Source organism: Streptomyces sp. WG5 (genome assembly GCF_049974565.1).
In the GTDB taxonomy this organism is placed as follows: domain Bacteria; phylum Actinomycetota; class Actinomycetes; order Streptomycetales; family Streptomycetaceae; genus Streptomyces.
The window spans coordinates 92,447-118,066 of sequence record NZ_JBNGGC010000008.1 but is presented as its reverse complement, the minus strand read 5'-3'; the positions used below and the strand labels follow the sequence as shown (position 1 = coordinate 118,066).

Annotated in this window: 21 protein-coding genes; 6 read left to right on the top strand and 15 right to left on the bottom strand. The window is 72.8% G+C overall.

From position 1 onward, the window contains the following. Positions 1-16: 16 nt before the first annotated feature. Entirely contained in the window at positions 17-3,391 is a 3,375-nt protein-coding gene (locus tag ACP4IX_RS10525; protein ID WP_426522675.1) for a pyruvate carboxylase, read from the bottom strand. 326 nt (positions 3,392-3,717) lie between these two features. Between ACP4IX_RS10525 and ACP4IX_RS10520 the strand changes: the two genes are divergently transcribed. Continuing rightward, entirely contained in the window at positions 3,718-4,593 is an 876-nt protein-coding gene (locus ACP4IX_RS10520) for a CAP domain-containing protein (protein ID WP_426555340.1), read from the top strand. A 72-nt stretch (positions 4,594-4,665) separates the two neighbouring features. Here the strand turns inward: ACP4IX_RS10520 and ACP4IX_RS10515 are convergent, their stop codons facing one another. From ACP4IX_RS10515 to ACP4IX_RS10505, 3 genes are read right to left on the bottom strand one after another with little or no spacing between them, the layout of a single operon-like run. Next, complete coding sequence (locus ACP4IX_RS10515) at positions 4,666-5,997, bottom strand: ATP-binding protein (RefSeq protein ID WP_426555339.1); 1,332 nt, start codon at positions 5,995-5,997, stop codon at positions 4,666-4,668. Beyond that, complete coding sequence (locus ACP4IX_RS10510; RefSeq protein WP_426555338.1) at positions 5,994-6,683, bottom strand: response regulator transcription factor; 690 nt, start codon at positions 6,681-6,683, stop codon at positions 5,994-5,996. The genes ACP4IX_RS10515 and ACP4IX_RS10510 overlap by 4 nt, the downstream gene beginning before the upstream one ends. 53 nt (positions 6,684-6,736) lie before the next feature. Further along, complete coding sequence (locus ACP4IX_RS10505) at positions 6,737-7,084, bottom strand: hypothetical protein (RefSeq protein ID WP_426555337.1); 348 nt, start codon at positions 7,082-7,084, stop codon at positions 6,737-6,739. On the opposite strand from ACP4IX_RS10505, the gene ACP4IX_RS10500 reads away from it, so the two are divergent. Then, entirely contained in the window at positions 7,077-7,298 is a 222-nt protein-coding gene (locus tag ACP4IX_RS10500; RefSeq protein WP_426555336.1) for a hypothetical protein, read from the top strand. The genes ACP4IX_RS10505 and ACP4IX_RS10500 overlap by 8 nt on opposite strands. 76 nt (positions 7,299-7,374) lie before the next feature. On the opposite strand, the gene ACP4IX_RS10495 is transcribed toward ACP4IX_RS10500, so the two are convergent. Further along, positions 7,375-9,057, bottom strand: coding sequence for a cellulase family glycosylhydrolase (locus tag ACP4IX_RS10495; protein ID WP_426555335.1), 1,683 nt, complete (start codon positions 9,055-9,057; stop codon positions 7,375-7,377). 612 nt (positions 9,058-9,669) lie between these two features. Further along, positions 9,670-11,214: an alpha/beta hydrolase gene (locus tag ACP4IX_RS10490; protein ID WP_426555334.1), complete on the bottom strand. Its 1,545-nt coding sequence runs from the start codon at positions 11,212-11,214 to the stop codon at positions 9,670-9,672. A gap of 121 nt (positions 11,215-11,335) precedes the next feature. Here ACP4IX_RS10490 and ACP4IX_RS10485 point away from each other — a divergent pair, with 121 nt between their 5' ends. Next, positions 11,336-12,346, top strand: a complete 1,011-nt coding sequence (locus tag ACP4IX_RS10485) for a MerR family transcriptional regulator (protein WP_426555333.1) — start codon at positions 11,336-11,338, stop codon at positions 12,344-12,346. A gap of 63 nt (positions 12,347-12,409) precedes the next feature. Here the strand turns inward: ACP4IX_RS10485 and ACP4IX_RS10480 are convergent, their stop codons facing one another. From ACP4IX_RS10480 to ACP4IX_RS10470, 3 genes are all read right to left on the bottom strand, one after another. After that, positions 12,410-12,676 (bottom strand): hypothetical protein, encoded by a 267-nt coding sequence (locus ACP4IX_RS10480; protein ID WP_426555332.1) that lies wholly within the window; start codon positions 12,674-12,676, stop codon positions 12,410-12,412. A gap of 397 nt (positions 12,677-13,073) precedes the next feature. Beyond that, the gene (katG, locus tag ACP4IX_RS10475) at positions 13,074-15,296 is read right to left on the bottom strand and encodes a catalase/peroxidase HPI (protein WP_426555331.1); all 2,223 of its coding nucleotides are present in this window, start codon (positions 15,294-15,296) and stop codon (positions 13,074-13,076) included. 24 nt (positions 15,297-15,320) lie between these two features. Next, positions 15,321-15,767 carry a Fur family transcriptional regulator gene (locus tag ACP4IX_RS10470; protein ID WP_426522665.1) on the bottom strand — a complete coding sequence of 149 codons (447 nt, stop codon included), beginning with the start codon at positions 15,765-15,767 and terminating at the stop codon, positions 15,321-15,323. 204 nt (positions 15,768-15,971) lie between these two features. On the opposite strand from ACP4IX_RS10470, the gene ACP4IX_RS10465 reads away from it, so the two are divergent. Beyond that, positions 15,972-17,072, top strand: a complete 1,101-nt coding sequence (locus ACP4IX_RS10465) for a DUF475 domain-containing protein (protein WP_426555400.1) — start codon at positions 15,972-15,974, stop codon at positions 17,070-17,072. A 128-nt stretch (positions 17,073-17,200) separates the two neighbouring features. Then, entirely contained in the window at positions 17,201-17,623 is a 423-nt protein-coding gene (locus tag ACP4IX_RS10460) for a DUF350 domain-containing protein (RefSeq protein WP_398132261.1), read from the top strand. A gap of 11 nt (positions 17,624-17,634) precedes the next feature. Here the strand turns inward: ACP4IX_RS10460 and ACP4IX_RS10455 are convergent, their stop codons facing one another. The 6 genes from ACP4IX_RS10455 to ACP4IX_RS10430 all read right to left on the bottom strand — a co-directional run bounded on the left by ACP4IX_RS10455 (position 17,635) and on the right by ACP4IX_RS10430 (position 23,382). Beyond that, positions 17,635-19,068 (bottom strand): WGR domain-containing protein, encoded by a 1,434-nt coding sequence (locus ACP4IX_RS10455; RefSeq protein ID WP_426522664.1) that lies wholly within the window; start codon positions 19,066-19,068, stop codon positions 17,635-17,637. A gap of 122 nt (positions 19,069-19,190) precedes the next feature. Beyond that, positions 19,191-20,351 (bottom strand): oxygenase MpaB family protein, encoded by a 1,161-nt coding sequence (locus ACP4IX_RS10450; RefSeq protein WP_426522663.1) that lies wholly within the window; start codon positions 20,349-20,351, stop codon positions 19,191-19,193. A 12-nt stretch (positions 20,352-20,363) separates the two neighbouring features. Continuing rightward, the gene (locus ACP4IX_RS10445; protein ID WP_426555330.1) at positions 20,364-21,512 is read right to left on the bottom strand and encodes a polyprenyl synthetase family protein; all 1,149 of its coding nucleotides are present in this window, start codon (positions 21,510-21,512) and stop codon (positions 20,364-20,366) included. Continuing rightward, a complete protein-coding gene (locus tag ACP4IX_RS10440; protein ID WP_426522661.1) occupies positions 21,505-21,789 on the bottom strand; it encodes a polyprenyl synthetase in 285 nt (94 codons plus the stop codon). Before ACP4IX_RS10440 ends, ACP4IX_RS10445 begins: the two co-directional genes overlap by 8 nt. Positions 21,790-21,927: 138 nt before the next feature. Beyond that, positions 21,928-22,119, bottom strand: a complete 192-nt coding sequence (locus ACP4IX_RS10435) for a hypothetical protein (RefSeq protein WP_426522660.1) — start codon at positions 22,117-22,119, stop codon at positions 21,928-21,930. 189 nt (positions 22,120-22,308) lie between these two features. Further along, positions 22,309-23,382, bottom strand: a complete 1,074-nt coding sequence (locus ACP4IX_RS10430) for a polyprenyl synthetase family protein (RefSeq protein WP_426522659.1) — start codon at positions 23,380-23,382, stop codon at positions 22,309-22,311. Positions 23,383-23,531: 149 nt separating this feature from the next. On the opposite strand from ACP4IX_RS10430, the gene ACP4IX_RS10425 reads away from it, so the two are divergent. Beyond that, a complete protein-coding gene (locus ACP4IX_RS10425; protein ID WP_426555329.1) occupies positions 23,532-25,463 on the top strand; it encodes a TerD family protein in 1,932 nt (643 codons plus the stop codon). Positions 25,464-25,620 lie beyond the last annotated feature (157 nt).

Here is a 25,620-nt window from a genome sequence, read left to right as displayed (position 1 = left end):
GTGGCCGCCGCCGTGCTCAGCCGAGCTGGACCAGGAGGTCTCCGCCCTCGACCTGCTGGATGCGGTTGATGGCGAGCCTGGTCACCGTGCCGGACTTCGGGGCGGTGATCGTGGCCTCCATCTTCATCGCCTCGATGGTGGCCACCGTCGCGCCGGCCCCGACCTCGTCGCCCTCGGCGACGGCGAGGGTCACCACGCCCGCGAACGGCGCCGCGACATGGCCGGGGTCCGACCGGTCGGCCTTCTCCGTGACCGGCACGTCGGAGGCCGCCGACCGGTCGCGGACCTGGATCGGCCGGAGCTGGCCGTTCAGGGAGGACATCACGGTGCGCATACCGCGCTCGTCCGCGTCGCCGACCGCCTGGAGTTCGATGAGCAGCCGGACGCCGGGGTCGAGGTCGACCGTGTACTCCTTGCCGGGGCGCAGCCCGTAGAAGAAGTCCTTGCTGTCCAGGACGCTGGTGTCGCCGAAGGAGGCGCGGTGGGTGTCGAACTCGCGCGCCGGTCCGGGGAACAGCAGCCGGTTGAGGGTCGTACGGCGTTCCTTGGCCAGCCCGGTGCGGTCGTCGGCGGTCAGTTCGGGCAGGGGCCTGGCCTCGGCGCGGCCCCGCAGGGCCTTGGTGCGGAACGGCTCGGGCCAGCCACCGGGCGGGGTGCCCAGCTCGCCGCGGAGGAAGCCGATGACGGAGTCGGGGATGTCGAACCGGTCGGGGTTCTCCTCGAAGTCCGCCGGGGAGACGCCGGCGCCCACCAGGTGCAGGGCCAGGTCTCCGACCACCTTGGAGGAGGGCGTGACCTTCACCAGCCGGCCGAGCATGCGGTCGGCGGCGGCGTACATGGCCTCGATGTCCTCGAAGCGGTCGCCGAGGCCGAGCGCGATGGCCTGGGTGCGCAGGTTGGAGAGCTGTCCGCCGGGGATCTCGTGGTGGTAGACGCGGCCGGTCGGTGAGGCGAGGCCCGCCTCGAAGGGGGCGTACACCTTGCGGACGCTCTCCCAGTACGGTTCCAGGTCGCCGACGGCCTGGAGGTCGAGGCCGGTGGGCCGCTCCGTGTGGTCGGTGGCGGCCACGATCGCCGACAGGGACGGCTGCGAGGTGGTGCCCGCCATGGACGCCACCGCCCCGTCGACGGCGTCCGCGCCGGCCTGGATCGCGGCGAGGTAGGTGGCCAGCTGGCCGCCGGTGGTGTCGTGGGTGTGCAGGTGCACCGGCAGGTCGAACTCCCGGCGCAGCGCCGACACCAGGGTCGCCGCGGCCGGTGCCCGCAACAGTCCGGCCATGTCCTTGACGGCCAGGACGTGTGCGCCGGCGTCCACGATCCGCTCGGCGAGCCGCAGGTAGTAGTCGAGCGTGTAGAGCCGCTCGGAGGGGTCGGACAGGTCGGCGGTGTAGCAGAGGGCCACCTCCGCGACGGACGTGCCGGTCTGCCGTACGGCGTCGATGGCGGGCCGCATCTGGTCGACGTCGTTGAGGGCGTCGAAGATGCGGAAGACGTCGATGCCGGTGGCCGCCGCCTCCTGCACGAAGGCGTCGGTCACCTCGGTCGGGTACGGGGTGTAGCCCACGGTGTTGCGGCCGCGCAGCAGCATCTGGAGGCAGATGTTGGGCACGGCCTCGCGCAGCGCGGCCAGCCGCTCCCACGGGTCCTCGGCGAGGAAGCGCAGCGCCACGTCGTAGGTGGCGCCGCCCCAGCACTCCAGGGACAGCAGCTGGGGCAGGGAGTGCGCGACCTGCGGGGCGACGGCCAGCATGTCCTTGGTGCGGACCCGGGTGGCGAGCAGCGACTGGTGGGCGTCGCGGAACGTGGTGTCGGTGACTCCGATGGTGGGCGCTGCCCGCAGCCACCGGGCGAAGCCCTCCGGGCCCAGCTCGGCGAGGAGCTGCCGGGAGCCGGCCGGAGGTTCACCCGCGGGCAGCGGCGGCAGCTTGGTCAGCGGGTCGACGCTGTCGGGGCGCTCGCCGTGCGGCTTGTTCACCGTGACGTCGGCGAGGTAGGTCAGCAGCTTCGTGCCGCGGTCGGCGGAGTGGCGGGCGGTGAGCAGGTGTGGGCGCTGCTCGATGAAGGAGGTGGTGACCCGGCCGGCCTGGAAGTCGGGGTCGTCCAGCACCGCCTGCAGGAAGGGGATGTTGGTGGCGACGCCGCGGATGCGGAACTCGGCCACGGCGCGTCGGGCGCGGCCCACCGCGGTGGTGAAGTCCCGGCCCCGGCAGGAGAGCTTGACCAGCATCGAGTCGAAGTGGGCGCTGATCTCCGTCCCGGCGTGGGTGGTGCCGCCGTCGAGGCGGATGCCGGAGCCGCCGGGCGAGCGGTAGGCGCTGATCCGCCCGGTGTCGGGGCGGAAGCCGTTGGCGGGGTCCTCGGTGGTGATGCGGCACTGGAGGGCGGCGCCGCGCAGGGTGATGTTCTCCTGGGCGAGTCCGAGGTCGGCCAGCGTCTCGCCGGCGGCGATGCGCAGCTGGGCCTGCACGAGGTCGACGTCGGTGACCTCTTCGGTCACCGTGTGCTCGACCTGGATGCGCGGGTTCATCTCGATGAAGACATGGTTGCCGTCGCGGTCGACGAGGAACTCCACGGTGCCGGCGTTGCGGTAGCCGATCCGCCGGGCGAAGTTCACGGCGTCGGCGCAGATCCGCGTCCGCAGCGCCGGGTCGAGGTTCGGGGCGGGCGCCAGCTCGATGACCTTCTGGTGGCGGCGCTGCACCGAGCAGTCCCGCTCGAAGAGGTGGATGACGTCGCCCTCGCCGTCGGCGAGGATCTGGACCTCGATGTGGCGGGGTTCGACGACCGCCTTCTCCAGGAACACCGTCGGGTCGCCGAACGCGGAGGCCGCCTCCCGGGACGCCGCCTCGATGGCCTCACGCAGCTGGGCGGGTTCCTCGACGCGGCGCATGCCGCGCCCGCCGCCGCCCGCGACCGCCTTCACGAACACGGGGAAGCCCACGTCGTCGGCGGCGCGGACGAGTTCGTCCACGTCGGTGGAGGGCGCGGAGGAACCGAGGACCGGCACGCCGGCCTCGCGGGCGGCGGCGACGGCACGGGCCTTGTTGCCGGTCAGTTCTAGGATCTGGGCGCTCGGTCCGACGAACGTGATGCCGGCCTCTTCGCAGGCGCGGGAGAGTTCCGGGTTCTCGGACAGGAATCCGTAGCCCGGGTAGACGGCGTCGGCTCCCGCCCGGCGTGCGGCACGGACGATCTCCTCCACGGAGAGGTACGCGCGCACCGGATGTCCCGGCTCCCCGATCTCGTAGGCCTCGTCGGCCTTCAGCCGGTGCAGCGAGTTGCGGTCCTCGTGCGGGAAGACGGCGACGGTGCGCGCGCCGAGCTCGTAGCCCGCGCGGAACGCCCGGATCGCGATCTCACCGCGGTTGGCGACCAGCACCTTGCGGAACATTGTTGATCCCTTCAGCCTGCCGGGTGACGAGACCATGGTGTCGGCGCCACCTCCGGTACGCCATGTGAGCCGGGCCACTCATGGCTCTGTTCTCGTGGGTCCCGACGCGGCTCGGTGCGACTTGATGCGGCTCGGTGCGGCTCGGGACCTCAGCGGACTTTGGCGGTTCTTTTAAGGCTTTCTGAAGATGCCCTTCGAACTGCCGTTTCCACGCCTGCCCCGTCCTAGGCTCTCGAACACCCCCCACAGTCCCGGTGGGCGCTGTCGCGTCCACCGGGTCCGGCGGGGGTTCCGTCAGCCGACAGACAAGCCGAGGTGTCCTGCGCATGGGTTCCCGCCGAGCCGCTCGCCCGTCCCGCTCCCACGCCCGTCCCCGCGGCGGACTCCGGACGCGCGGTGCCGCGCTGGTGCTCGGCGCCGTCACCGTGACCGCGGGCGTCGGGATCACCTTGGCCGTCGCCGAGGGCGAGGACGGCAAGGCCTCGGACCGGGTCGCCACGAACGCCGCCGGTGAGGCGCCGGGCGCCGAGGACCCGGCGGGTGGTGCGACACCGTCCGCCTCCGCGCCGGCGAGCCCGATCGCCACGGCGAGCAGCCCGCCGAGCGGGAGCGCCGAACCGAAGGACGAGAAGGAACCGAAGACGTCGGCGAGTCCGGCCACCAGCCCGGTGAAGGCGGCCGCCCCCGCGTCCAGGGCGCCCGCGCGGACGACGGCGAAGAGCGGCGGCGACCGGGCGGCGGACGGCAGCGGCAGCGGCTCGGGGTCGGGCACCGGAACGGGTTCTGCATCGGAGCCGGGACCGGGCTCCGGTGGGGTCGGCGGGTCCGAGGCGCAGGTTCTCGCGCTCGTGAACGAGGAGCGGGCCGCGGCCGGCTGTTCGCCGGTCACGGCGAACAGCCGGCTGACCCGGGCCGCCGACGACTACAGCGACGTCATGGCGAGCAGCGGCGTGATGTCCCACACGGGCCCCGACGGCTCCACCATGGCAAGCCGCGTCGAGGCCGCCGGTTACCAGTGGTCCACGCTGGGCGAGAACATAGCGCGGGGGCAGGCGGACGCCGCCTCGGTGATGGACTCCTGGATGAACAGCCCCGGCCACCGCGCGAACATACTCAACTGCTCCTTCAAGGAGCTGGGCGTCGGCGTCCACTTCGGCGACGGCGGCCCCTGGTGGACCCAGAACTTCGGTACGAGCCGCTGACCTTCGTCGCCGGACCCCGCCTCCGGGCCCGCCCGTCCGTCACGGGACCCCGCCTCCCGGTCCGCCCGTCCGTCACAGGTCCCCGCCTCCGGACCCGCCCCCGCTCGTGCCGGCGAGCAGGAACGAGACCCGCACCCGTGCGCCTCCCAGCGGCGCGCGGGTGATCGTCAGTTCGCCGTCGGCCGCGCGGGCGGCCCGGGCCACGATGTCCAGGCCGAGGCCGGTCGAGCCGCCGACGCTGACGCCCCGGGTGAGCGCGGCCTCGGGGTCCGCCACGCCGGGGCCGGCGTCGTCGACCGTGAGGAACACGAGTCCGTCCGCCCGCTCCACGCGGACGGCGAAAGCGGTGCCCTGCGGGGTGTGCCGGAAGACGTTGCCGATCAGCGCGTCGACGACGGCCGCGAGGTCGTCCTCGGGGAAGGCGACGGGCGCCGGGCGCGGGGTCAGGGAGCGCTCGTAGGGCCGGCCCTGCTGGGTGGCGAGGACCGACCAGAAGTCCAGGCGCATGGCGACCACCTCGGCGACGTCGCACGGTCTCGCCGGACCCGCCGCCCCGCCGGGCTGTGCCGCGGCCAGGGGCGTGCGCGCCGCGGCGATGATCGAGTCGAGCTCGCTCTCCAGCTGTCCGGCCGCCTCCGTCACCCGCCGCGCGCTCGGGGTCGCGCCCATCCGGTCGGCCTCCAGGTAGAGGGCGGTCAGCGGGGTGCGCAGCCGGTGGGAGAGGTCGGCGACCAGCTCGCGTTCGACGGCGAGCAGGTCGACGACCCGGTCGGCCATGGTGTTGAACGCCACTCCGGCCTCCTGCAGCTCGGGCGGGCCGTCCGGTTCCACCCGTACGTCGAGGTCTCCGGAGCCGAGGGCCAGCGCGGCCCGCTCGAGACCGCGGGAGCAACGGACGACACGGGCGCCGAGCCGGTCGGCGACCAGCACGGAGCCGCCGACCAGGCCGAGAGCGAGCAGCGCCATCACACCCCATGACGCGGCCACACCCCGGGTGAGGTCCGCGGCGGGCACGTAGGCCTCCACGACCGCGACCCGGTCGCCCCGCAGGACGACGGGCTGGAGGTAGACCCAGCCGTCCGCGGTGTCGACGGCGAGCGTCTCACGGCCCCGCACGGCCCGGTCGAGCGCGGTCTCGGGCGCGTGCGGGGTTCCGACGAAGCCTCCGTCGGGCAGTCGTACGACGAGCTGGTCGGACGAGCCGAGCTCGGCGACGGCCTGCTGTACGTCGGCGCGCCGGGTGGTCAGGGCGAGCACCGGCGACAGGGCCGAGGCGCGCTGCTCGGCGGCGGTGGTGACCCGGTCCCGGGCCTGTTCGCGGACGAGGAGGGCGAGCGGGATGAGGAACGACAGCGCCACCATCGAGGTGACGGCCAGGGCGATCCCGGCGAGCGCACGTCTCATGGCGTGCTGACCAGCTTGATGCCGATACCGCGGACGGTGTGGAGATAGCGGGGTTTTCGCGCCTTCTCGCCCATTTTGCGGCGGAGCGCGGACAGGTGGACGTCCACCGTCTGGTCCTCCACGTACGGCTGCTGCCACACCTCGGTGAGTATGCGCTGCCTGGATATGACCTGGTCGGCGTGGGCGGCCAGGTAGGCGAGCAGGTCGAACTCGCGACGGGTGAGGAGCAGCTCCCGGCCGGCGAGGTGCGCGGTGCGCGCGGTGGGGTCGATGCGCAGGTCGGCGATCTGGAGGACGGGCCGCCTCGCGGCACGGACGTCGGCGGGCACGGACCGGCGCAGCACGGCGGCGAGCCGGGCGGCGAGCTGGCCGCCGGAGAACGGTTTGACCATGTAGTCGTCGGCGCCGGCGTTGAGCAGGCGGATGATCTCGGCGTCGTCGTCGCGGGCGGTGGCGACGAGTACCGGGACGCGGGAGACGCCCCGGATCATCCGCAGCACGTCGAGCCCGTCGAGGTCGGGCAGCCCGAGGTCGAGCACCACGATGTCCGGCGGGCTCTGGGTGATGTCGCGCAGCGCCTCGAAACCCTGGTGGGCGGTCTTCACCGCGTAGCCGTGTCCGGTCAGGACCTCGATCAGCGCGGCCCGGATCACAGGGTCGTCCTCGACGACAAGTACGGAGGCCATGAGCAGGCACGTTAGCCGGTCCGTCACTATGGTGTCGTGTCCCGCCTCCTGCGCTACCTGATCATCTGGCTGTCGTGCACGGCGGCCAGTGTCACGGCTGTCATCGTCACGATCCACTTCGTGGTGGGCTCGACCCGGCCGACCGCGCCGGTCGCGCAGTCGGCGCCGAAGGAGCTCCCGGCACCCACGGCGTCCCCCCGGCCCACCGTGTCCAAGACCGTGAAGCCGTCCCCCAGCCCCTCGGCGACCAGCCGAGAACCCAGCCCGATACCCACCCGTACCAGCGAGAAGCCGCCCGGACCGAGCCCGACACCGACGCCGGCCGCCCGCACCACGCCCCCGCAGCCTCCGGCCGGCGGGGTCGACCCGGGGTGCCGGGACGGCGGGGCGGGCGTGTACACGGTGCCTTCCGAGGGCGGCAAGGCGACCGTGCGGTTCGGGGGCAGCGAGGTGTGTCTGATCTCGGCCGTGCCCGACCGGGGCTTCACGGTGAGTACGAGCCAGAGCGCGCCGCAGACGCTGACGGTGACGTTCTCGGCGAGCCGTCACCGTTCGGAGATCACCGCGACGACGCGGCCGCAGAGCCGGGCCGACGTCCGCGAGGTGTCGTGGTGACGCCCCTCGTGCGGACGCGCCGGTACCGGCCGGCGGAGGCAGGTGGCCGCCGCCGGCCGGTGACGCAGCCGTACGGTCACGTCGTGGCGCAGGCGGTCCCGTTGAGGCTGAACGCGGCCGGGGCGGTGTTGGTGCCGCCCTTCTGGGCGGTGAAGCCGAGGGTGACCGTGCCGCCGGCGGGGATGCCGGCGGTGTAGGGGGCCGGGGCGACGCTCACCGCGCCGGCGTCCTGGGTCGGGGTCCCGCCCCACATGTTCGTGATGGTCTGGCCGTCCGCGAAGGTGAAGGCGAGCGTCCAGGGGCTGATGGGCGCGGTCCCGGTGTTGCGGACGGCGATCTCGCCCTGGAAGCCGCCCGGCCACTCGCCCACCACGCGGTATCCGACCGAGCAGGTGGCACCGGGGGTGCCGCCGCCCTCGTCGGTGGTGACGTCCACGGTGCCGGAGCGGGCCGAGCGGTTGCCGGCCGCGTCGCGGGCGTAGACGGCGAAGGTGTAGGTGGTGCCGGCGGTGAGGCCGGTCACGGTGGCGGTGCTGGTGGTGGAGGCGGCGACCTCGGTCTCGCCGCCGTCGCCGATCCGGACGACGTCGTAGCCGGCGACGCCCACGTCGTCCGTCGCGGCGGCCCAGCCGAGGGTGACGGACGTGTCCGTCACCGCGGACGCGGCCGGCGTTCCCGGGGTGGTGGGCGCCTGGGTGTCGTCCGGCTCGGTGTTGCCGTAGACCGTGGCCTCCTCGGACGTCTGCGCGATGCCGTTGGCGCCGTGGAAGATGCGCTCGCCCCAGGAACTGAGCCGGCTGGGGTCGAAGTCGAGAGCGAGGTCGAGGACCGGGTCGGTGTTGCCGCTCCAGGACCAGGCCAGGTAGCCGAGGTCGAGCTGTTCGGCGGTAGCCATCATGGTGTCCTCGTCCGGGTCGCCCCACTGGTCGGCGGGGCCCCCGAACTCACCGATGAGGAGGGGAAGGCGGGCGTCGACGAAGGCGTTCAGGTAATCGGTGATCTCCTGGGCGGTGTCGTAGACGCTGTACATGTGGATCGAGAAGATCAGGTTGCCGGTGGGGTCGGCGTCGTAGACGGACTGGGCGTTGGCCCGCATGACCCCCTGCCAGTCCTGGCCCCAGTTGGGCGCGTCCACCATGATCGTGTGCTGGAAGCCCGCGTCGCGCAGCTTCCCGACCGCCGCGACGGTCGGCTCGGTCCAGCCGGCGGGGTCGGTGTTGCCCCAGGGCTCGTTGCCGATGTTGACGATGACGTAGTCCTCCTCGCCGGCCAGCACGTCCTTGAGGCCGATCCAGTAGTCGGCGGCGTGGTCGAGCGTGCCGGCGGCGGCGTCCTCGCCGTACCCCGTGGTGTCGTGCACCTCCAGCACGCAGATCAGCCGGTTCGCCTTGCACTGGCCGACGACGGCGGCCACGTCGGCGGGGCTGTTCTCGCTCCAGCGGTGACCGTCGGACAGGACGACCCGGACGGTGTTGGCGCCCAGCGCCTTGACGTCGGCCAGCGACTGGGTCTCGCCGGGGTACCAGGTGTGGGCGTGGTTGACTCCGCGCATGACGAAGTCGTTGCCGTTGCCTTCCAGCAGCCGGCCGTCGCTGATGTGCAGGCCGGTGGCCTGGGTGCCCGGCGACCGGGCCAGAGCGGCGGCGGGGCAGAGGGCACCGGCGACGACCAGCCCGACCAGGGCGGCCAGGCCGGTCAGCAGGCGGCTCAGGGGGCGGGTCAGCGGGCCTTTCGGTGCAGCGCGTCTTGCTGTTCGCACGGCGACTCCAGGACTGAGTAGTGCGGACACGTGGACGATGAGCATGGCGTGGGAGCGCTCCCACAAGGAGTGTCCCCCATAGAATCCATTGCGCCGCGTACACGTCAAGACGTGGGACAGAAAACGCTTGCTCTCCGGCCCGGTCCGCTCCCCGGCGCGGGGCCGGGCCGGCGAGCGGGCCGGGGACCGGGCCGTGCCGACGCTGCTCGGGGCGGCGGCGCACGGGTCGGCGGCGGACCGGAAACCCGGCAGGGCGTGACGGCCGGAACGGGGTGCGCGCCGGGCGGCGACGGCATCGCCTTGCGGGAGGCCACGTCCTGGCCAGCGGCGCCGCTGAGGAGGTGGCCCAGTCCCCCGGCCCCGGCACACGCCGCGGCAGCGGGCGGTCGCCGTGATCACGCAGCCGTGCCGGTCCCGGCCCTCACCCTGTGGTGGTTCCCGGTACGGCGCCGGGATGCGGTCGGCGACGTGGTGGAGGAGCACCGCACCGACGGTCGTGCCCAGGACGGAGGGGAGACGGTGACGCTCGTCGAACCGGGCCGGCCCGGTGGCCGCCGGGGACCCGTCGCCGCACCGCTCGGCCGGGTGCCTCCGGCGAGCCGTCCCGCTTCGTCACGGCAGGTCGCGCCGGCCGACGTGGTCCAGTACCGCGCGCATCGCACGGTGGACCGCCTCGCGCGACTCGTCGGTCGGGTCGACGGTCTCGAAGCTGTGGTGACCGTGCGGCACGTCGACCACCTCGACGTCCGCCCCGCAGTCCTCGGCCGCGGCCAGGAACTCCTCGACGGTGGCGGCGATCTCGGGCATCTCCAGTCCCACGCGGGTGAGTACGACGGGCAGGGCGCCGGCGCCGGCCACCGCGCGCGCCGGGTGGAAGCGGCTGCCGGACAGCCCCCAGTTCGGCAGCGGTGCCAGCACCGGGTAGGTGGCCGCCAGGCAGCGCAGCCACCGCGGAGGCGCCGCCAGCCAGTCCGCCGTGAACAGGCCGCCGCCCGAGAAGAACCACAGCGCGATCCGGTCGGCGTCCACCCGCGGGTCGGCCCGGGCCAGTTCCACGGCGGCGGCCACGTCAGCGGCGGCACGCTCGTAGTCGCCCAGGTCGTGCAGGCGGTGGTCGAGGACCACGCCCACCGCACCGCTGCCGGCCGCGTACCGGGCGTACCCCGTCAGGGCCGGCCAGTCCCTCGGGGTCGGCCGGGCGTCGGCCGGGACCGGACCGCCGTGCACGAACACCACCGCCGGGCGCGGCTCCTCGGCGTCGGGCAGGTACAGGTCGACGTTCCGGTGCCGCCGGCGGGGGACTTCGGGGACGTCCAGCAGGAACGGCCGCAGATGCGCGGGCTGTCCCGCCTCGTCGGCGGGCTTCAGCCGGTGTCCCTCGCCGGCCGCGGCCAGCAGCAGGACGTCCGCGAGCTCGGCGGGACAGGAGAGCATCGGCCAGTGTCCGGTGGGGAGTTCGAAGAAGGTCACCCGGGGGTCGGTCAGGGCCCGCAGCGCGGGATCGCCGCCGAAGCCCACCAGCATCTGGACCATCTCGATGCTCGCGCCGTTGCCGGTGCACAGCACGCCGGTGGTGGGCACCGTGGTCACCGCCCCGGTCAGCCGCAGGGGCTGGAGCAGCGTGCCCAGGGGGTGTGGCGCGGCGAGGGCGGTGAGCCGGTCCAGTGCCGCGTCGGGAACGCCCGCGGTGCTGCCCCAGATCCGCCACTCGTCGCGCGCCGGGGGTGCCAGTACCGCGTCGGCCCCCGCCCCCCGGCCCGTCCCGGGCCGCCCGGCCAGCCGCTCGCGCAGGGACTGGTCGGGGACGGCGGCCAGGGCCGGGACGCCGTCCCGCGGCATGCCCGAGTCCAGGTGGACGATCCTGTCGATGCGCTCCGCCCGCCGGTCGGCGGCGCCGAGCGCCGGGTGGATGCCGTAGTCGTGGCCGACCAGCACGATCTTCCGGTCCCCCGCCGTGCCGACCGAGTCGACCACCGCGAGCACGTCCGCGATGTGGGTCTCCAGGTCGGTGCCGGACGCCGTCGCGCCGCGCGGGCCGTCGAGCCCGGTGAGGGCGACCGTGTGCGCCTCGGCACCCTCGGCGGTCAGGCGCGCGGCTGTGTCCTGCCAGACGTGTGTGCCGGTGAACATGCCCGACACCAGGATGAACGCGGTCATCGCCTCTCCTCCGTACGCAGTCCGGTACGACGCCCGTTGCGGCGTCGTACGTCCGCGGACCGGCCCGATCACCGGCCCGCGCTCGCCGGTACGGTAGGAACTCCCCCTGAGGGAGGTTCAAGTGCTCACGTCGTACGACGGTCTGTGCGGCATCGGGGAACTCGCCGAACGGGCGGGTGTCACCGTCAAGACCGTCCGCTTCTATTCCGACCGCGGACTGCTGCCGGAGGCCTCGCGCAGCACCGGCGGCCACCGGCGCTACGGCCCCGAGTCGCTCGACCGGCTGCGTCTGATCCGGTCCCTGCGGACCCTCGGCCTGTCGGTCCCCGAGGTGCACCGGGTTCTCGACGACGAGGACGACGGGAACAACGGAGACAACGGGAACGACGGGGATCTGGCGGGCGGTGAGGGCCGGGCGGGCGGCGCGCTGGAGGCCGCGGTCGCCGGGCGGCTGCGTGAACTCGGTTCGGAGCTGAAGGCGTTGCGCTGGCGGGAGGCGGCGCTGCGGCTGGTGCAGGAGTGTCCGCCCGGGGAACGAGCCGGTCGGCTCCGGCTGATCGGCGCCGTGCCCGCCCCGCCCAGCACGGCGCCACTGGTCCGGTTCTGGCGCGGCTGGCTGCCGCCGCGGATGCCGGCCCGGGCGGTGGGCGCGTTCCTTGAGGTCGCGGTGCCGCAGCCGCCCGACGATCCGGCCCCGGCCCAGGTCCTCGCCTTCGCCCGGTTGAACGCCCTCACGCTCGCCCCGTGCCCGGGCACCGCACAGCCCCAGCCCGAGGCGCACCGGGCCGCCGGGGCCCGGGGGTCCGCCGTGCTGTACGCGGGGCTGGCGGAGGCGTACGAGCTGGCGGGCGCGCACCTGCGCCGGGGCCGACCGCCGCGACCGGGCGAGGCGTTGGACGGCTTCGTCGCCGCGTACACGAGCGCGTACGGCGTCCGGGACACCCCGGACTTCCGCCGGCGGCTGGCCGGGCAGCTCGCGGCCGATCCGCGGATCGACCGCTACTGGGAACTGGTGGGCGAGGTGGTCACCCCGCCGGGGCTACGGCCGGAACCGACCCCCGGCTCCGCACACGACTGGCTGCTCGCGGCCCTGGTCGCGCAGACGGAGGCGTCCCCGACACAGGCGACATGACGTGGTGGCGATCCTGGCACTGACCGGGCCGGAGGGTGCGTCCCCGACGCCGGTGACATGACGTCAGGGCACGTCGCCCCGCCAGTCGAAGCTGCGGGGGGCGCCGGGTCTCGGGCCGTACGCGGAACGGCCGCCCGGGCCGTAGCGGCCTATCTCCGTCGCCAGTGACACTCCTCGGGCGCACTCCGGCCCGGTGAGGTCGGTGATGTCCAGCAGCAGGCCGTCCAACGGGCCGCCCACCAGTTGCGCGTAGACGCGTCCGGGCCGTGGCCCGGGGTTGTCGTGGTCGGCGCCGTAGACCCTGCCCCGCATGAACTCCACCTCATCCATGACACCCAGCCTCGCATCCGCCACTGACAACGGCGTCCGGACCGTCGGCCGGCCGAGAAGTTCCAGCGGGCAGCGGGCGCCCTCCGCGGCGGGGGCCAGCCCGCCGCGCGCGCGGGCGACCAGGCGACCGGGCAACCGGGCAACCGGGCAACCGGGCAAGGCTCACCGTACGCCGTGGTTCCGCCGCTGTCCGGCCGGCGCCCGTCCACCGGTCCGGGTGGGCGTCACGCGGGCCCGCGCCCGGTCGAGGGCCGTGGTCCGCCAAGCCTCGGGCGGCGTGACGGTCGCGCTCGTGATCAGGGGCAGCGTGACCGGCGGCAGGCCGCTGGACCGGCCGGAAGCGTGCGGCCGGGAACGTCCGGGCCCGCCTGTACCGGCCGGCCCGGACGCCGACGGATCAGACGAGGTCGAAGCGGTCGAGGTTCATGACCTTGACCCAGGCGGCGACGAAGTCGTGCACGAACTTCTCCTTGGCGTCGTCGCTCGCGTAGACCTCGGCGAGCGCCCGCAGCTCGGAGTTGGAGCCGAAGACCAGGTCGGCGCGGGAGCCCGCCCACTTGACCTCGCCGGTGGCGGCGTCACGGCCCTCGAAGGTGGTCTGGTCCGCGGTCGTCGACTTCCAGGTGATGCCCAGGTCCAGCAGGTTCACGAAGAAGTCGTTGGTCAGCGAGCCGGGGGTCCTGGTGAACGCACCGAGCTGGGACTGCTGGTAGTTGGCCCCCAGGACACGCAGGCCACCGACCAAAACGGTCATCTCGGGGGCGCTCAGGGTGAGCAGGTTCGCCCGGTCGAGCAGCAGGAACTCGGCCGGCAGGCGGTTGCCCTTGCCGAGGTAGTTGCGGAACCCGTCGGCGGTCGGCTCGAGCGCCTCGAACGACTCGGCGTCGGTGTGTTCCTCCGTCGCGTCCACGCGGCCCGCGGCGAACGGGACCTCCACCTGGAAGCCGGCTTCCTTGGCGGCCTTCTCGACGGCGGCGGAGCCACCGAGGACGATCAGGTCGGCCAGCGACACCTTCTTCGCGCCGGCGCCGGAGTTGAACTCCTGCTGGACGCCCTCCAGGACGCGCAGGACCTGGGCCAGCTCGTCGGGCTCGTTGACCTCCCAGCCGCGCTGCGGCTGCAGGCGGACGCGGGCGCCGTTGGCACCGCCGCGCTTGTCGCTGCCGCGGAAGGTGGACGCCGAAGCCCACGCGGTGGACACCAGCTGCGAGACGGACAGACCCGACTCGAGCAGCGTGGTCTTGAGCGTCGCGATGTCCTCGGCGTCGATGCGCTCGCCCTCGGCCTCGGGCAGCGGGTCCTGCCAGAGCAGGGTCTCCTCGGGGACCTCCGGACCGAGGTACAGGGACTTCGGCCCCATGTCCCGGTGGGTCAGCTTGTACCAGGCGCGGGCGAAGGCGTCCGCGAAGACCTCCGGGTTCTCGTAGAACCGGCGGGAGATCGGCTCGTAGACCGGGTCGTAGCGCAGCGACAGGTCGGTGGTGAGCATCTTCGGACGGTGCTTCTTCGACGGGTCGTGCGCGTCGGGGACGATCTCGGGCGCGTCCTTCGCCACCCACTGGTGGGCGCCGGCCGGGCTCTGCTCGAGCTCGTACTCGAACTCGAAGAGGTTCTTGAAGAACCCGTTGCTCCACCGGGTCGGGGTCGTCGTCCAGGTGACCTCGAGGCCGGACGTGATGGCGTCCCCGCCCTTGCCCGTGCCGTGGGTGCTCCTCCAGCCCAGGCCCATCTCCTCCATGGAGGCGGCCTCGGGGTCGGCGCCGACGGCGTCGGCCGGGCCGGCGCCGTGGGTCTTGCCGAAGGTGTGCCCGCCGGCGATCAGGGCGACGGTCTCCTCGTCGTTCATCGCCATGCGGCGGAACGTCTCGCGGATGTCGCGGGCGGCGGCGATCGGGTCCGGGTTGCCGTTGGGGCCCTCCGGGTTGACGTAGATCAGGCCCATCTGGACCGCGCCGAGCGGGTTCTCCAGCTCGCGGTCGCCGGTGTAGCGCCGGTCGTCGAGCCAGGTGGTCTCGGGGCCCCAGTAGACGTCCTCCTCGGCCTCCCAGACGTCGGCGCGGCCGCCGGCGAAGCCGAAGGTCTCGAAGCCCATCTCCTCCAGGGCGACGTTGCCGGTGAGGACCAGGAGGTCGGCCCAGGAGAGGCTCTGGCCGTACTTCTTCTTGACCGGCCACAGCAGGCGGCGGGCCTTGTCGAGGTTGCCGTTGTCCGGCCAGCTGTTGAGGGGGGCGAAGCGCTGCTGGCCGGCGCCGGCGCCGCCGCGGCCGTCGCTGATGCGGTAGGTGCCGGCGCTGTGCCAGGCCATGCGGATCATCAGGGGGCCGTAGTGACCGAAGTCGGCGGGCCACCAGTCCTGCGAGGTGGTCAGCACCTCGGCGATGTCCCGTTTCACGGCCGGCAGGTCGAGGGACCTGAACGCCTCGGCGTAGTCGAACTCCTCACCCAGCGGGTCGGCCACGGCGGGGTTCTTGGCGAGGATCCTCAGATTCAGCCGCTCCGGCCACCACTGACGGTTTCCGCCCCCCTGTGTGGGGTGCGGGGCGCGTCCGGAGGCGACCGGGCAGCCGCCCGTCTCCTCGGTTTTCGCGTCGGTCACGATGGCGTCGTGGTTCTCGGGCATGGGAATCCTTCCGGACGGGGCGGATCAAGGTGCTGGGGAACTGCCGGTGGTGGAGCAGTCGGGGCACAGGCCCCGGTAGATGACCTCGACCTCGTCTATCGAGAAGCCGTGGTCGTCGGACGCGGTCAGGCAGGGCGCGTCGCCGACGGCGCAGTCGACGTCGGCGAGGGCACCGCAGGACCGGCACAGGACGTGGTGGTGGTTGTCGCCCACCCGCCCTTCGAACCGCGCCGGGCCGCCGGGCGGCTGGATGCGGCGCACGAGCCCCGCCGCGGTGAGCGCGTGCAGCGCCTCGTACACGGCCTGGAGGGATATGTGGCCCACGCGCCGGCGCACCCCGGTGGCGATCTCCTCGGCGTCGAGGTGATCGCCCCGTCGGACGGTCTCGAGCAACGCGACGCGGGCGGCGGTCACTCGCAGACCGGCCCCGCGCAGTTCCGAGGCGACGGCCGGATCCCGGGATGCGGTCATGGCGGCGAACCTACTCCCGTACACGTGAACGCCTCAAGGAAACGAACCGATCCATTGTGGTGACCGTCGGGTGCCGGGGCCTCCGCCGTGCCCGGCCTGCCACGGTGACGGCGAACGATCGTGGTAGACAACGTGAGTGGTGGGCACTGGCAAGGAATGCCACATTCCGGCGCAGCTCTACAATCAGGAGTGAGTGATCAGCCCGTGCTGTTGAAGACGTTCCGGTGGGCCTTCGCCGTCACCGCGCTGGGGCTGGCCGTGGGAGTCCTGTACGAGGGGTGGACCGCCTTCGGCCTCGTGGCGATCCTCGCCGTGCTGGAGGTCTCCCTGTCCTTCGACAACGCGGTGATCAACGCCGGGATCCTGAAGAAGATGAGTGCCTTCTGGCAGAAGATCTTCCTCACCGTCGGCATCCTCATCGCCGTCTTCGGCATGCGGCTCGTCTTCCCGGTCGTGATCGTCGCGATCAGCGCCCGGCTGAGCCCGTGGGCCGCGGTCGACCTGGCGCTCACCGACAAGCAGCGCTACCAGGAGCTGGTGACGGACGCCCATCCGTCGATCGCCGCCTTCGGTGGCATGTTCCTCGCGATGATCTTCCTCGACTTCATCGTCACGGACCGGGACGTCAAGTGGCTGGGCCGGCTGGAACGGCCGCTGGCCAAACTCGGCAAGGTCGACATGCTTCCGGTCTGCATCGCCCTGATCGTGCTCCTGATCTCCGCGATCACCTTCGGCGCCCACGCCCACCAGCACGGCGGCACCCACGTCGACAAGGCGGAGACCGTCCTGCTCGCCGGTATCGCCGGCCTGATCACCTACATGGTCGTCGGTGGTCTCTCCGGCTTCTTCGAGGACAAGCTCGAACAGGAGGAGGAGCGCGAGCACGCGGCCGAGGAGGAGGCCGATCGCGCGGGCAGGCCTCGTTCCGCCGTCGCTCTCACCGGCAAGGCCGCGTTCTTCATGTTCCTCTACCTCGAGGTCCTGGACGCCTCCTTCTCCTTCGACGGCGTCATCGGCGCCTTCGCCATCACCAACGACATCGTGCTGATGGCCCTCGGCCTCGGCATCGGCGCCATGTACGTCCGGTCCCTCACCGTCTACCTGGTCCGCCAGGGCACCCTCGACGACTACGTCTACCTGGAACACGGCGCGCACTACGCCATCGGCGCCCTCGCCACCATCCTCCTGGTGACCATCGAGTTCCAGATCAACGAGATCATCACCGGCCTCGTCGGCGTGGTCCTGATCGGCTCCTCCTTCTGGTCCTCGGTGCGGCGCAACCGCGCACTCGCGGCCTCCCCCTGACGGCACGTCCGGCCGAATCGCCGGATTGTCGGACCGCCGGAGTCGGAGGGCCGAACGAGTGCGCTACATTTTGCAGCGCCTTGACCACGATCACTCACGATCTCTCACGCTACGGAGCCGGCAACCCCATGAGCGACATCGTCAACGGACTCGGCCGGGCCACCGCCTACGGCGGCCTGGGCCTGGTCCTCCTGGTCCTCGGCATCGTCCTGGTCGACGTGCTGACGCCCGGAAAGCTCGGCCGGCAGATCTGGGAGCAGCGCAACCGCAACGCGGCCATGGTGCTCAGCTCCGCGCTGCTCGGTATCGGCGGCATCGTCTTCACCTCCATCTGGACGACGTACGAGGACTTCGGCAAGGGGCTGGTGTCGACCGCGGCGTTCGGACTGCTGGGCCTCGTGATGATGGCCGTCGCCTTCCTGGTGGTCGACCTGATCACCCCGGGCCGGCTGGGCGCGACGCTGGTCGAGCCGGAGCCCCATCCGGCGGTATGGGTGACGGCCTCCTGCAACCTGGCCGTCTCCGCCATCATCTCGGCCTCCATCGCCTGACCGCTCCCCCGTCACAGCAGACGCCTGATGTCTCCGCGCACCCGGTAGAAACCGCCCGACGCGACGTGCAGCGCGTCGACGACGTAACGCGCGCCCGGTTCCCGTATAGCCCTCGGGAACTGGACGTTCCACGACCGGTCGTACCCTTCCGACACCACGTGGATCCGGGTGCGGCCGTTCTCGTTGACGCACTCCACCACCACCGAACCCGCGGGCGCCGCGGCGACGGTCGCCACCGAACCGGCCGTGGTGGCCGGCGCGTACGTCGGCAGGGCGGCGGCGAGCTTGACGTCACGGGCGACGGGCACCGAGCCCTGCTGGGCGGCCGTGACCGCCGCCTCGCTCGCGTCCACGCACACCAGTGAGCCGTCCGTGGTGACCAGGAAGAGCCGCTCGTCGCGGTACTGCATCGACAGGGCGGAGCCGCCGCCCGTACCCAGCTTCCACAGCCGTGTGCCGTCCCGGTCGAAGCAGTACACCGAGGAGGCCGAGTCCCCGGCGAAGACGAACCGGCCGCCGGGCGAGGTGGCGCACGAGTACACCGCGCTGTCGCACTGGTACGTCGCCTCGATGGCGCCGGTCGCCTTCGACAGCCGCTGGACCGTGTGGCGTGCCGTCCCCGCGTACACCGCGTCGTCCTCCTGCCAGCCGAAGAGCACGGCGCCCTGCGTGGGCGTGTGCCACAACTCGGCTCCGCCGTCCGGGGAGTGGGCGGTCACGCCGCGTGTGTGTCCGTGGTACACGGCCCGGTCGTCGGCCCGCACCATCCAGGCGTGCTCCCCGCGCCCGCCGCGCGCCCACTGGTGCTCGTCCTCGTGGTCGATCACGGTGAGCCGCCCGGCGCGGTCCGCGACGTTCAGCACGCCCTCGTGGATGTCGAGCCAGAAGATGTCCACGTCGGCCGCGATGTCGTAGGCCGCGAAGGGAAGCTTGGACGACAGGTCGTACACCCGGCCGTCGTCGCAGCCGGCATAGATCCAGAAGTCGTCGGCCACCAGGCACTTGACGCCGTCCGGCAGCTGGTAGCGGGCGAGGACCTCACCGCCGTGCGCGAGGGTGTAGACGTCACCCGCCTGGTTCCCCACCCAGCAGCGGTCTTCGTCGATGTGGATGCCGAACGCGGAGGAGCCGGTACGGAAGCGCCACAGCACGGGGGCGACCGCGCGGGCCGTGGACGGCGCCGAGGTCACCTGGCGGCGGGTGACCGCGCGCGGCGCGCGCTGCCCCTGCACGGCCGGGGCATACCCCTTGCGCACCTTCTCGCCTATCTTCTTCGCGGCCGCCGCCTGGGCCTTCTGGGCGGTGGGGAAGGTCGACGTCTGGGTCTGCCCGTCGGCGCCGATCCGGCCGTAACGCACGGACACGACCTGTCCCTGAACGGTGACTTCGTAGAACTTGTGCGCGCCCCCACCGTCCTGCGACAGCTCCAGATACGTCTTCGACATGGCAGACCTCTCCCCGGGTCGGGCCCCTGCGGCGTTTCCGCGGGTTCCACTGACTGAACCGTAGAAGGACCCACTGACAATCGGGGTGCCGACCGGTCGTGGCGGCCGGCCCCTGCGGCGGCTCAGGAGACGGTCGCGGGCGGCGGGGTCCAGCGACGGGTACGGGAAGCGGCGCCGGAGACGCCGTACTCCTTCTTCAGCTGTTCGGGGATGGCGTAGTGCATGACGCGTCCACGGGTCAGGGAGGTCAGTTCGAGCGCCGTGGTGAGGTGCCCGAGCCGGTCGAGCGCCCAGGCCCCCCACGGCGAGCGGTCCTCGATCGACTCCAGGATGCCGAGGAGGTGCGGGGCGGTCCTCACGACGGTGTCCCAGCTGGTGCGGGGCACGTCCAGCCAGTCGGCGCACGTGTCGCCGACGAGGTAGCGGATCAGGGCGGACACGACCGGGTCGAAGAGAGTGCCCGGGACGACTTCCTCGTACAGGTCGATCAGCTGCCTCGTCAGATGGGCGCCCTCGTCGGACGGGCCCATGTGCCGCAGCATGTACAGGTCGAGGAACTGCCGCCCGCTGTCGAGCGTGCGGGGCACGGCCGCCTGGTCGACGCCGAGCATGGCACCGACCACGCGCCAGGCGTAGAAGTAGGCGTCCGCCCCTTCGGCGGACATGTGGATGCCGAGACGGTGCAGGCTGTCGAGGACGAGCAGGGAGAAGAACATCTGCCCGCCGATCAGGTCCTCCTGGCAGATCGGCACGCCGAGGGTGTCGGTGTCCCAGCGGTTCTCCCGCTCGAGGTGGTGGCGGACGGCCGCGTGCAGCAGGCGCACCTTCTGGGCGGCCGGGATGAAGCGTCCGCCGGCCTCGAACGCGTCCGGCCGCATGAGGTAGACGGTGAACTGGCCGGTTTCCGCCATCCGTTTGGAGGGGTAGCTCAGCCCGTGGGTGGCCGACAGCAGCTTGGCCACGTGCGGGACGACGTAGCAGGCGGGCATGGACGCGAAGGACAGCGCGGTGGAGATGTGCACGTTGTTGTCGATGAAGAACAGGCGGGCCTTCTCCATCTCGGCCCAGTCCACCCAGTCCGGAGGGGCTCCGGTGACCCGCAGGTACTCCCGGGCCACGCCGGGAAGGCCGTCCGGGAGTTCCTGCCCGGTGGTGGAGACGTAGCGCATCAGGGAGTTGAACGTGCCGACCTCCCCGCGCTCGAAGAGGGTGGCGACGACGGCGTCGGCCAGGTCGTCGCCGGCGTCGCGCAGGGCGTCCATCGACGTCTCGGTGTAGGTCATCGCGGTCTCCTGTCAGTGGATGCGGTCGGTGGCCTGCTGTGCGAGTTCGCGCAGCACCCGGCGCGCCTGCGGGGGCGTGTCGGCGGTGTCCAGGGCGCGGGAGGCCCGTTCCACGCGGGCGAGGATCATCCCCTCGACCCGTTGCGGCGCCTTCAGTTCGAGCATGAGGTCGCGCACCTCGCGCAGATGGGTCACGTCCAGGTCGTCGCGGCCCAGCACGCCGCGCAGCCGCTCCCGCTGGGACTCGTCGGCGGCCCGCCAGGTCTCGGCCAGCAATGCGGTGGGCCGGTGGGCGCGCAGGTCGTCCAGGGCCGTCTTACCGGTGTGTTCCGGGTCGCCGAACAGGCCGAGCAGGTCGTCGCGGAGCTGGAACGCCTCGCCGAGCGGCAGGCCGTAGGCGGAGTAGGTGTCCCGCAGCGCGGGAGTGGCGCCGGCCAGCAGGCCGCCGATGAGCAGGGGGTGCTCGACGGTGTACTTGGCGGTCTTGTACCGGACCACCTTCAGCGAGGTTCCGGTGTCCGGCGGTCCGCCGGTGTGCAGGAGCTCCAGGCACTCGCCGGCGATGAGTTCGCGGGCGAGCGCGGCCCACAGGCCCCGGGTGCGGGCGAGGTAGGCGGCGGGGAGGCCGCTGGTGGTGAACAGCTGCCCTGCGAGGGCCATCAGGTGATCGCCCACCAGCATGGCCAGGGAGCGGGCCGCCGCGCGGACCTGGCGGCGTCCGTTCCGGGCCGGCTCCGACGCCGGGTCCGGGTCCGACACCGGGCCCGGGCCTCGGCCCGATTCCGGGCACGTCTGCCGGATCGCTTCCGCATCCGCCGTCAGTACGGCTTCCAAGGCGACGTGAACGGTGGGCAGGCCGTGGCGCAGGGCGCTGTCGTCGATGAGGTCGTCGTGGACGATCGCCGCGGCGTGCACCAGCTCCATGGCGGCCGCCGCCCGCACCAGGGCGTCGCTGTCGGGCTGTCCGGCCGCCCGCCATCCCCAGTAGCAGAAGGCCGCCCGCAGCCTCTTCCCGTGACCGGCCGCACTCCGCAGTTGCCCGGCCACGGGCTCGAGGGCGTCGTCGACGGCCACGAGGTGGCCGGCCTCCTCGTCCAGGAAGTCCCGCAGGACGCCGTCGACGCGGGTTCTGAAGGCGGCCGGGTCCCACCGGTCAGACATCGCCGTCGTCGGCTGCCCGCCGAGCCCGCGCGTGCTGGGCGAGTACCTCCAGGTGGGCGGGTGGCACGTTCGTACACCGGTCCAGGGCCAGCCTGCCCCGGGCCTGGAGGTCCTGTTCCGCTTCCCGCACCAGGTCGGCGGTGTCCGAACGACGCAGGAGACCGCGCAGTCCACCCACCGCGGAGCCGATCGTGCTCACGGCCAGATCCGCGAGTCCGGCGGCCAGCAGTACGGCCTGGCCGTCCAGGACGCTGCCCCGTCGCGTCGAGTTCGTCATGCTTCTCCCCCAGGGATCGCGTCGTCACCGATGCGCCTTGTGAACGACGCATCCGGTCAGAGCATGACCGGGCATCCGGAGCGGAAGATCCCGAATACCCCATTGAGCGACGTGGGGAACAGGTGTCAGGCGGTCCGGTCAGTCGCCTGAGTCGTCCTGCCTGCCCGAACGGCTGCCGGAGCCCTTCGAACCGCGCACCAGGTCACTCGCCGTCAGGGTCACGGCGGACACCGCACGTACCCAGGGCGGACCGCCCCGCGCCGCCCACACGACGCAGACACATGCTCCGACGACGAGCACGAGCACACCCGACAGGACCAGCACGGCCATGTTCCCCACTCTCCCTTTCCTGCTCCCGTTCCCGAGACCAGCTCCATCCTGTCAGTCGCTGGACGGCAGGTCCGGGCCGGGCGGGTGCCCCGGCCGGCGCGACACGACTCCTCGCCGGTCGGCGTCCGTGCCGGGCGGGTTCCCGATACACGGATACGGCCGGTCCGCGCCGACCGGCGGGTGAGCCGTTCAGCCGGCCCGCTCGACGCTCCACCGCGGCAGACGCTCGAAGAAGACGACCGCCTCCTCGCGCCACCGCGGACGCCACCCCTCGGCCACCGTGCGGGCCTCCTCGGCGTACCCCCGCATCTGCGCGCGCATCCGGTCGGCCACACCGTGGCGCTCGCCGATCTCGCGGAGCGCGGCGACGGTCTCCGGCGTGCAGGACGGGCTCCCCAGTGCCGCTTCCACGACGGCACGCTCGGCACCGCTCACGGCCGACAGCAGGCGGGCGACGGTGTAGCTGCGCCTGCCCTCGCGGATGTCGGTGCCCGTCGGCTTGCCCATCGTGGCCGCGTCGCCGAACAGGTCCAGGTAGTCGTCGCGCATCTGCCCGCAGATGCCGACCAGTCGCGCGTAGCGGCGCAACTCCTTCTCGTAGAGGTCCGGTTGTTCGCCCGCGGCCAGGAGACCGAGGCACAGGGGGGCGAGGACCGAGTAGCGGGCCGACTTGTGGTCGGCGACGTCGTGCAGGACTTCGTCGTCCGGCGCCCCGGCGGCGAAGTCGCGCTCCAGGTCGGCGATCTGGCCCACGAACGTGTCGGTCGCGGCCCGTGTCTGCACCTCGACCATGGACTGACGCACCTCGACCGGAAGCTTGGCTTCCAGGAGCACGCGAAGCGAGAGGGCGAGCGCGAGGTCGCCCGCGAGCACGGTGAGCCCCAGCGCCGCCCGCGGATGCCGGGGGAATCTCTCCCGGTAGGCGTAGTAGGTGGTGGGCCCGCCCCGGCGGGTGGCACTGTCGTCGATGAGGTCGTCGTGCACCAGGCCGTGGGTCTGCAGCAGTTCGATGCTCAGCGCGGCGGCGTCCAGCCCTTCGACCGGCGCGTCACTCACCAGGCGCGCGGCCTCGTGGAGCAGCACGACCCGCATCCGCTTGCCGCCGCGCAGGGACAGGTCACGCAGCAGCGCCAGGCAGTCCGGGGTGAAGCGGCTGAACTCCGGCGCGTCCAACGTCGCGTCCAGCGTGTCGAAGTACTCCGCGAAGAGCCTGTTGAACCGTCGCTCGTACCGGGCGACACGGTCCAGCGGCTGCTCGGTCATGACGAAGTCCTCCTGAGGCGGGCGGGTGACACACCAGCAGTGTGCCAGGGAGTGTCCGGTCGCCGAGCGGCACGATCGAGGAGGCCGTAAACCGGGATCAATCGGCATTCGAGTTGAACGAACCGTGGACACACCTCCATCCTTCCTTCATGTCTCTCACGTCTGCCGCCGCCGATCCGTCCGACCTGCGCGACTACGCCTTCGAATGGGCGCTGGTCGACGTGGAGACCTCCGGTCTCGTACCGCGCCGTGACCGGGTGCTGTCGGTGGCCGTGGTGACGCTGGGTCCGGACGGCGAGCAGACCGGGGAGTTCTCGACCCTGCTGGATCCCGGCTGCGACCCGGGGCCCGTTCACGTGCACGGTCTGACGGCCGAGCGGCTGCGGGGTGCGCCGGCCTTCGAGGAGGTGGCCGAGCGGATCGGCGCGCTGCTGGAGGGGCGGGTACTGGTCGCCCACAACGCCCAGTTCGACTACGACTTCCTCGCCCACGAGTTCGCGCGGGCCCGGCTGCGGCTGCCCGTCGCCAGGCGGTTGTGCACGCTGGCCCTGAACCGCCGCGTGGACCCGCCGACCGACGACCTGAGACTCGGCACGCTCGCCGCGCACTACGGCGTCCCCCAGGTGAAGGCGCACGACGCGCTGGACGACACGCGGGTGCTGGCCGGCGTGCTGCGCGCCACGCTGCGGGAGGCGGCGCAACTGGACCTGTCGTTGCCGCTGGTGGCCTGCCCGCCCCGGCAGGACGCGCAGTTCGCGCCGAAGCCGCCCAAGACGCCGTGCGCCTTCCGCAACCCGGGACGGCTCACCACGGGCGGCCCGCTGGTACAGGGCATGAAGATCGCCGTCACCGGGGAGACCGTGACCGCACGGACGGATCTGCTGCTGCGGGGCTCCGCCGCGGGACTGAACATGATGTCCTCCGTCAGCCGGCACACCAGTGCTCTGGTCGTCAACGACCCGTCGGCCGGCTCCGCCAAGGCCCGGCGGGCGCTCACCGAGGGTGTTCCGGTCATCGACGAGGCTGCCTTCCTGCGACTGCTCGGCGATGTCCGGCCCGGTGTCCCGCACGAGGGAGCGCCGCCGGAGACCGAGGCCGTCCCGCCCTCCGGCTCTCCCGCGCTGCCGGCCGTCCCGGCGCCGCGCACGCCCGAAGCGGCCGAGGCGGTCGCCCCGGAGACCACCGGGCCCGCCGCCCTCCCCGGCCCGGCCGTGCGGACGGAACCGGCCCCGCCGGCCGCCGGCCCCAAGCCCGGCCGGCGCCCCGGCAAACCGCGCGGCCCGCTGACCGGACGGCGGGTCCTGGTGCTCGGCGGCACCCACCCCGACGCGGTGGCCGCCCGTACGCGCGTCGTCGAACTCGGCGGGGCCGCGGCCATCAACCTGTCCGCCGGCGTGACCGACGTGGTCGTCCTCGACGGCGGCCACACCGACCGCAGACTGCCCCGCATCGCCGCGCTGCTGCTGCCCACGCACGACGCCGCGTGGCTGGCCGCGCCGGTCGTCACGGCGGCGCCGCCGGCGGACGACCGGCGTACGGCCGCGCATGTGCTGCCGCGCGGCGGCGTCGTCGATCTGCCGCTCCAGCACGGGCGGGGAGAGGCGCACCGCTGGACGGTCACCGCGTCGTGGGCGCAGCAGACGGCGTGCGAGATCGACGTCGTCGCGTTCGTGCTGGACGAGGACGAGCAGGTCTCCTTCGACGAGGACTTCGTCTTCTACGGCGCCCCGGAGAACCCGGGCGGGACGGTGCGGCTGCTGAGCGACGGCCCGACCGAGCAGACCGTCAGCGTGGACCTCGCCACCCTGCCGCCCTCGGCCCGCAAGGTCGTCATCGCCGCCGCCATCGACGGCTCCCCCGCGTTCGGCGAGGTCGGCGCCCTGCACATCGTCTCCGGCCCCGGCAGCAGCGCGGCGGCCCTCGCTCAGGCCACGCTGGACGCGGCCACCACCGAGCACACCATGCTGCTCGCGGAGATCTACCGGCGCGGGCAGAGCTGGCGGATGCGGGCCGTCGGCCAGGGCTACGACCACGGCCTCGGCACCCTCGCCCGGGGCTACGGCGTCGACGTCGCCGACTGACCGCCGTCCCCTCTCGGCCGCCCCGGCTCAGCCGGGTCATCACCCGCAGCCGCGGGTCCTCGAAGCCGAGGCAGCGGATGTCCGCTCGGTGAAGGCCTGCGTGTCCGTGCCGCCCGGGCCGCGGTACGGCTCCGGGCGGCCGGCGGGCGCGTCCGGA

Coding starts and splice junctions, on each gene's coding strand:
- ACP4IX_RS10470 (WP_426522665.1), bottom strand. CDS start 15,767: ATGACCGCATCCCGGGATCCGGCCGTCGCCTCGGAACTGCGCGGGGCC.
- katG (WP_426555331.1), bottom strand. CDS start 15,296: ATGCCCGAGAACCACGACGCCATCGTGACCGACGCGAAAACCGAGGAG.
- ACP4IX_RS10425 (WP_426555329.1), top strand. CDS start 23,532: ATGTCTCTCACGTCTGCCGCCGCCGATCCGTCCGACCTGCGCGACTAC.
- ACP4IX_RS10435 (WP_426522660.1), bottom strand. CDS start 22,119: ATGGCCGTGCTGGTCCTGTCGGGTGTGCTCGTGCTCGTCGTCGGAGCA.
- ACP4IX_RS10520 (WP_426555340.1), top strand. CDS start 3,718: ATGGGTTCCCGCCGAGCCGCTCGCCCGTCCCGCTCCCACGCCCGTCCC.
- ACP4IX_RS10515 (WP_426555339.1), bottom strand. CDS start 5,997: ATGAGACGTGCGCTCGCCGGGATCGCCCTGGCCGTCACCTCGATGGTG.
- ACP4IX_RS10525 (WP_426522675.1), bottom strand. CDS start 3,391: ATGTTCCGCAAGGTGCTGGTCGCCAACCGCGGTGAGATCGCGATCCGG.
- ACP4IX_RS10445 (WP_426555330.1), bottom strand. CDS start 21,512: ATGTCTGACCGGTGGGACCCGGCCGCCTTCAGAACCCGCGTCGACGGC.
- ACP4IX_RS10440 (WP_426522661.1), bottom strand. CDS start 21,789: ATGACGAACTCGACGCGACGGGGCAGCGTCCTGGACGGCCAGGCCGTA.
- ACP4IX_RS10460 (WP_398132261.1), top strand. CDS start 17,201: ATGAGCGACATCGTCAACGGACTCGGCCGGGCCACCGCCTACGGCGGC.
- ACP4IX_RS10455 (WP_426522664.1), bottom strand. CDS start 19,068: ATGTCGAAGACGTATCTGGAGCTGTCGCAGGACGGTGGGGGCGCGCAC.
- ACP4IX_RS10480 (WP_426555332.1), bottom strand. CDS start 12,676: ATGGATGAGGTGGAGTTCATGCGGGGCAGGGTCTACGGCGCCGACCAC.
- ACP4IX_RS10450 (WP_426522663.1), bottom strand. CDS start 20,351: ATGACCTACACCGAGACGTCGATGGACGCCCTGCGCGACGCCGGCGAC.
- ACP4IX_RS10430 (WP_426522659.1), bottom strand. CDS start 23,382: ATGACCGAGCAGCCGCTGGACCGTGTCGCCCGGTACGAGCGACGGTTC.
- ACP4IX_RS10490 (WP_426555334.1), bottom strand. CDS start 11,214: ATGACCGCGTTCATCCTGGTGTCGGGCATGTTCACCGGCACACACGTC.
- ACP4IX_RS10510 (WP_426555338.1), bottom strand. CDS start 6,683: ATGGCCTCCGTACTTGTCGTCGAGGACGACCCTGTGATCCGGGCCGCG.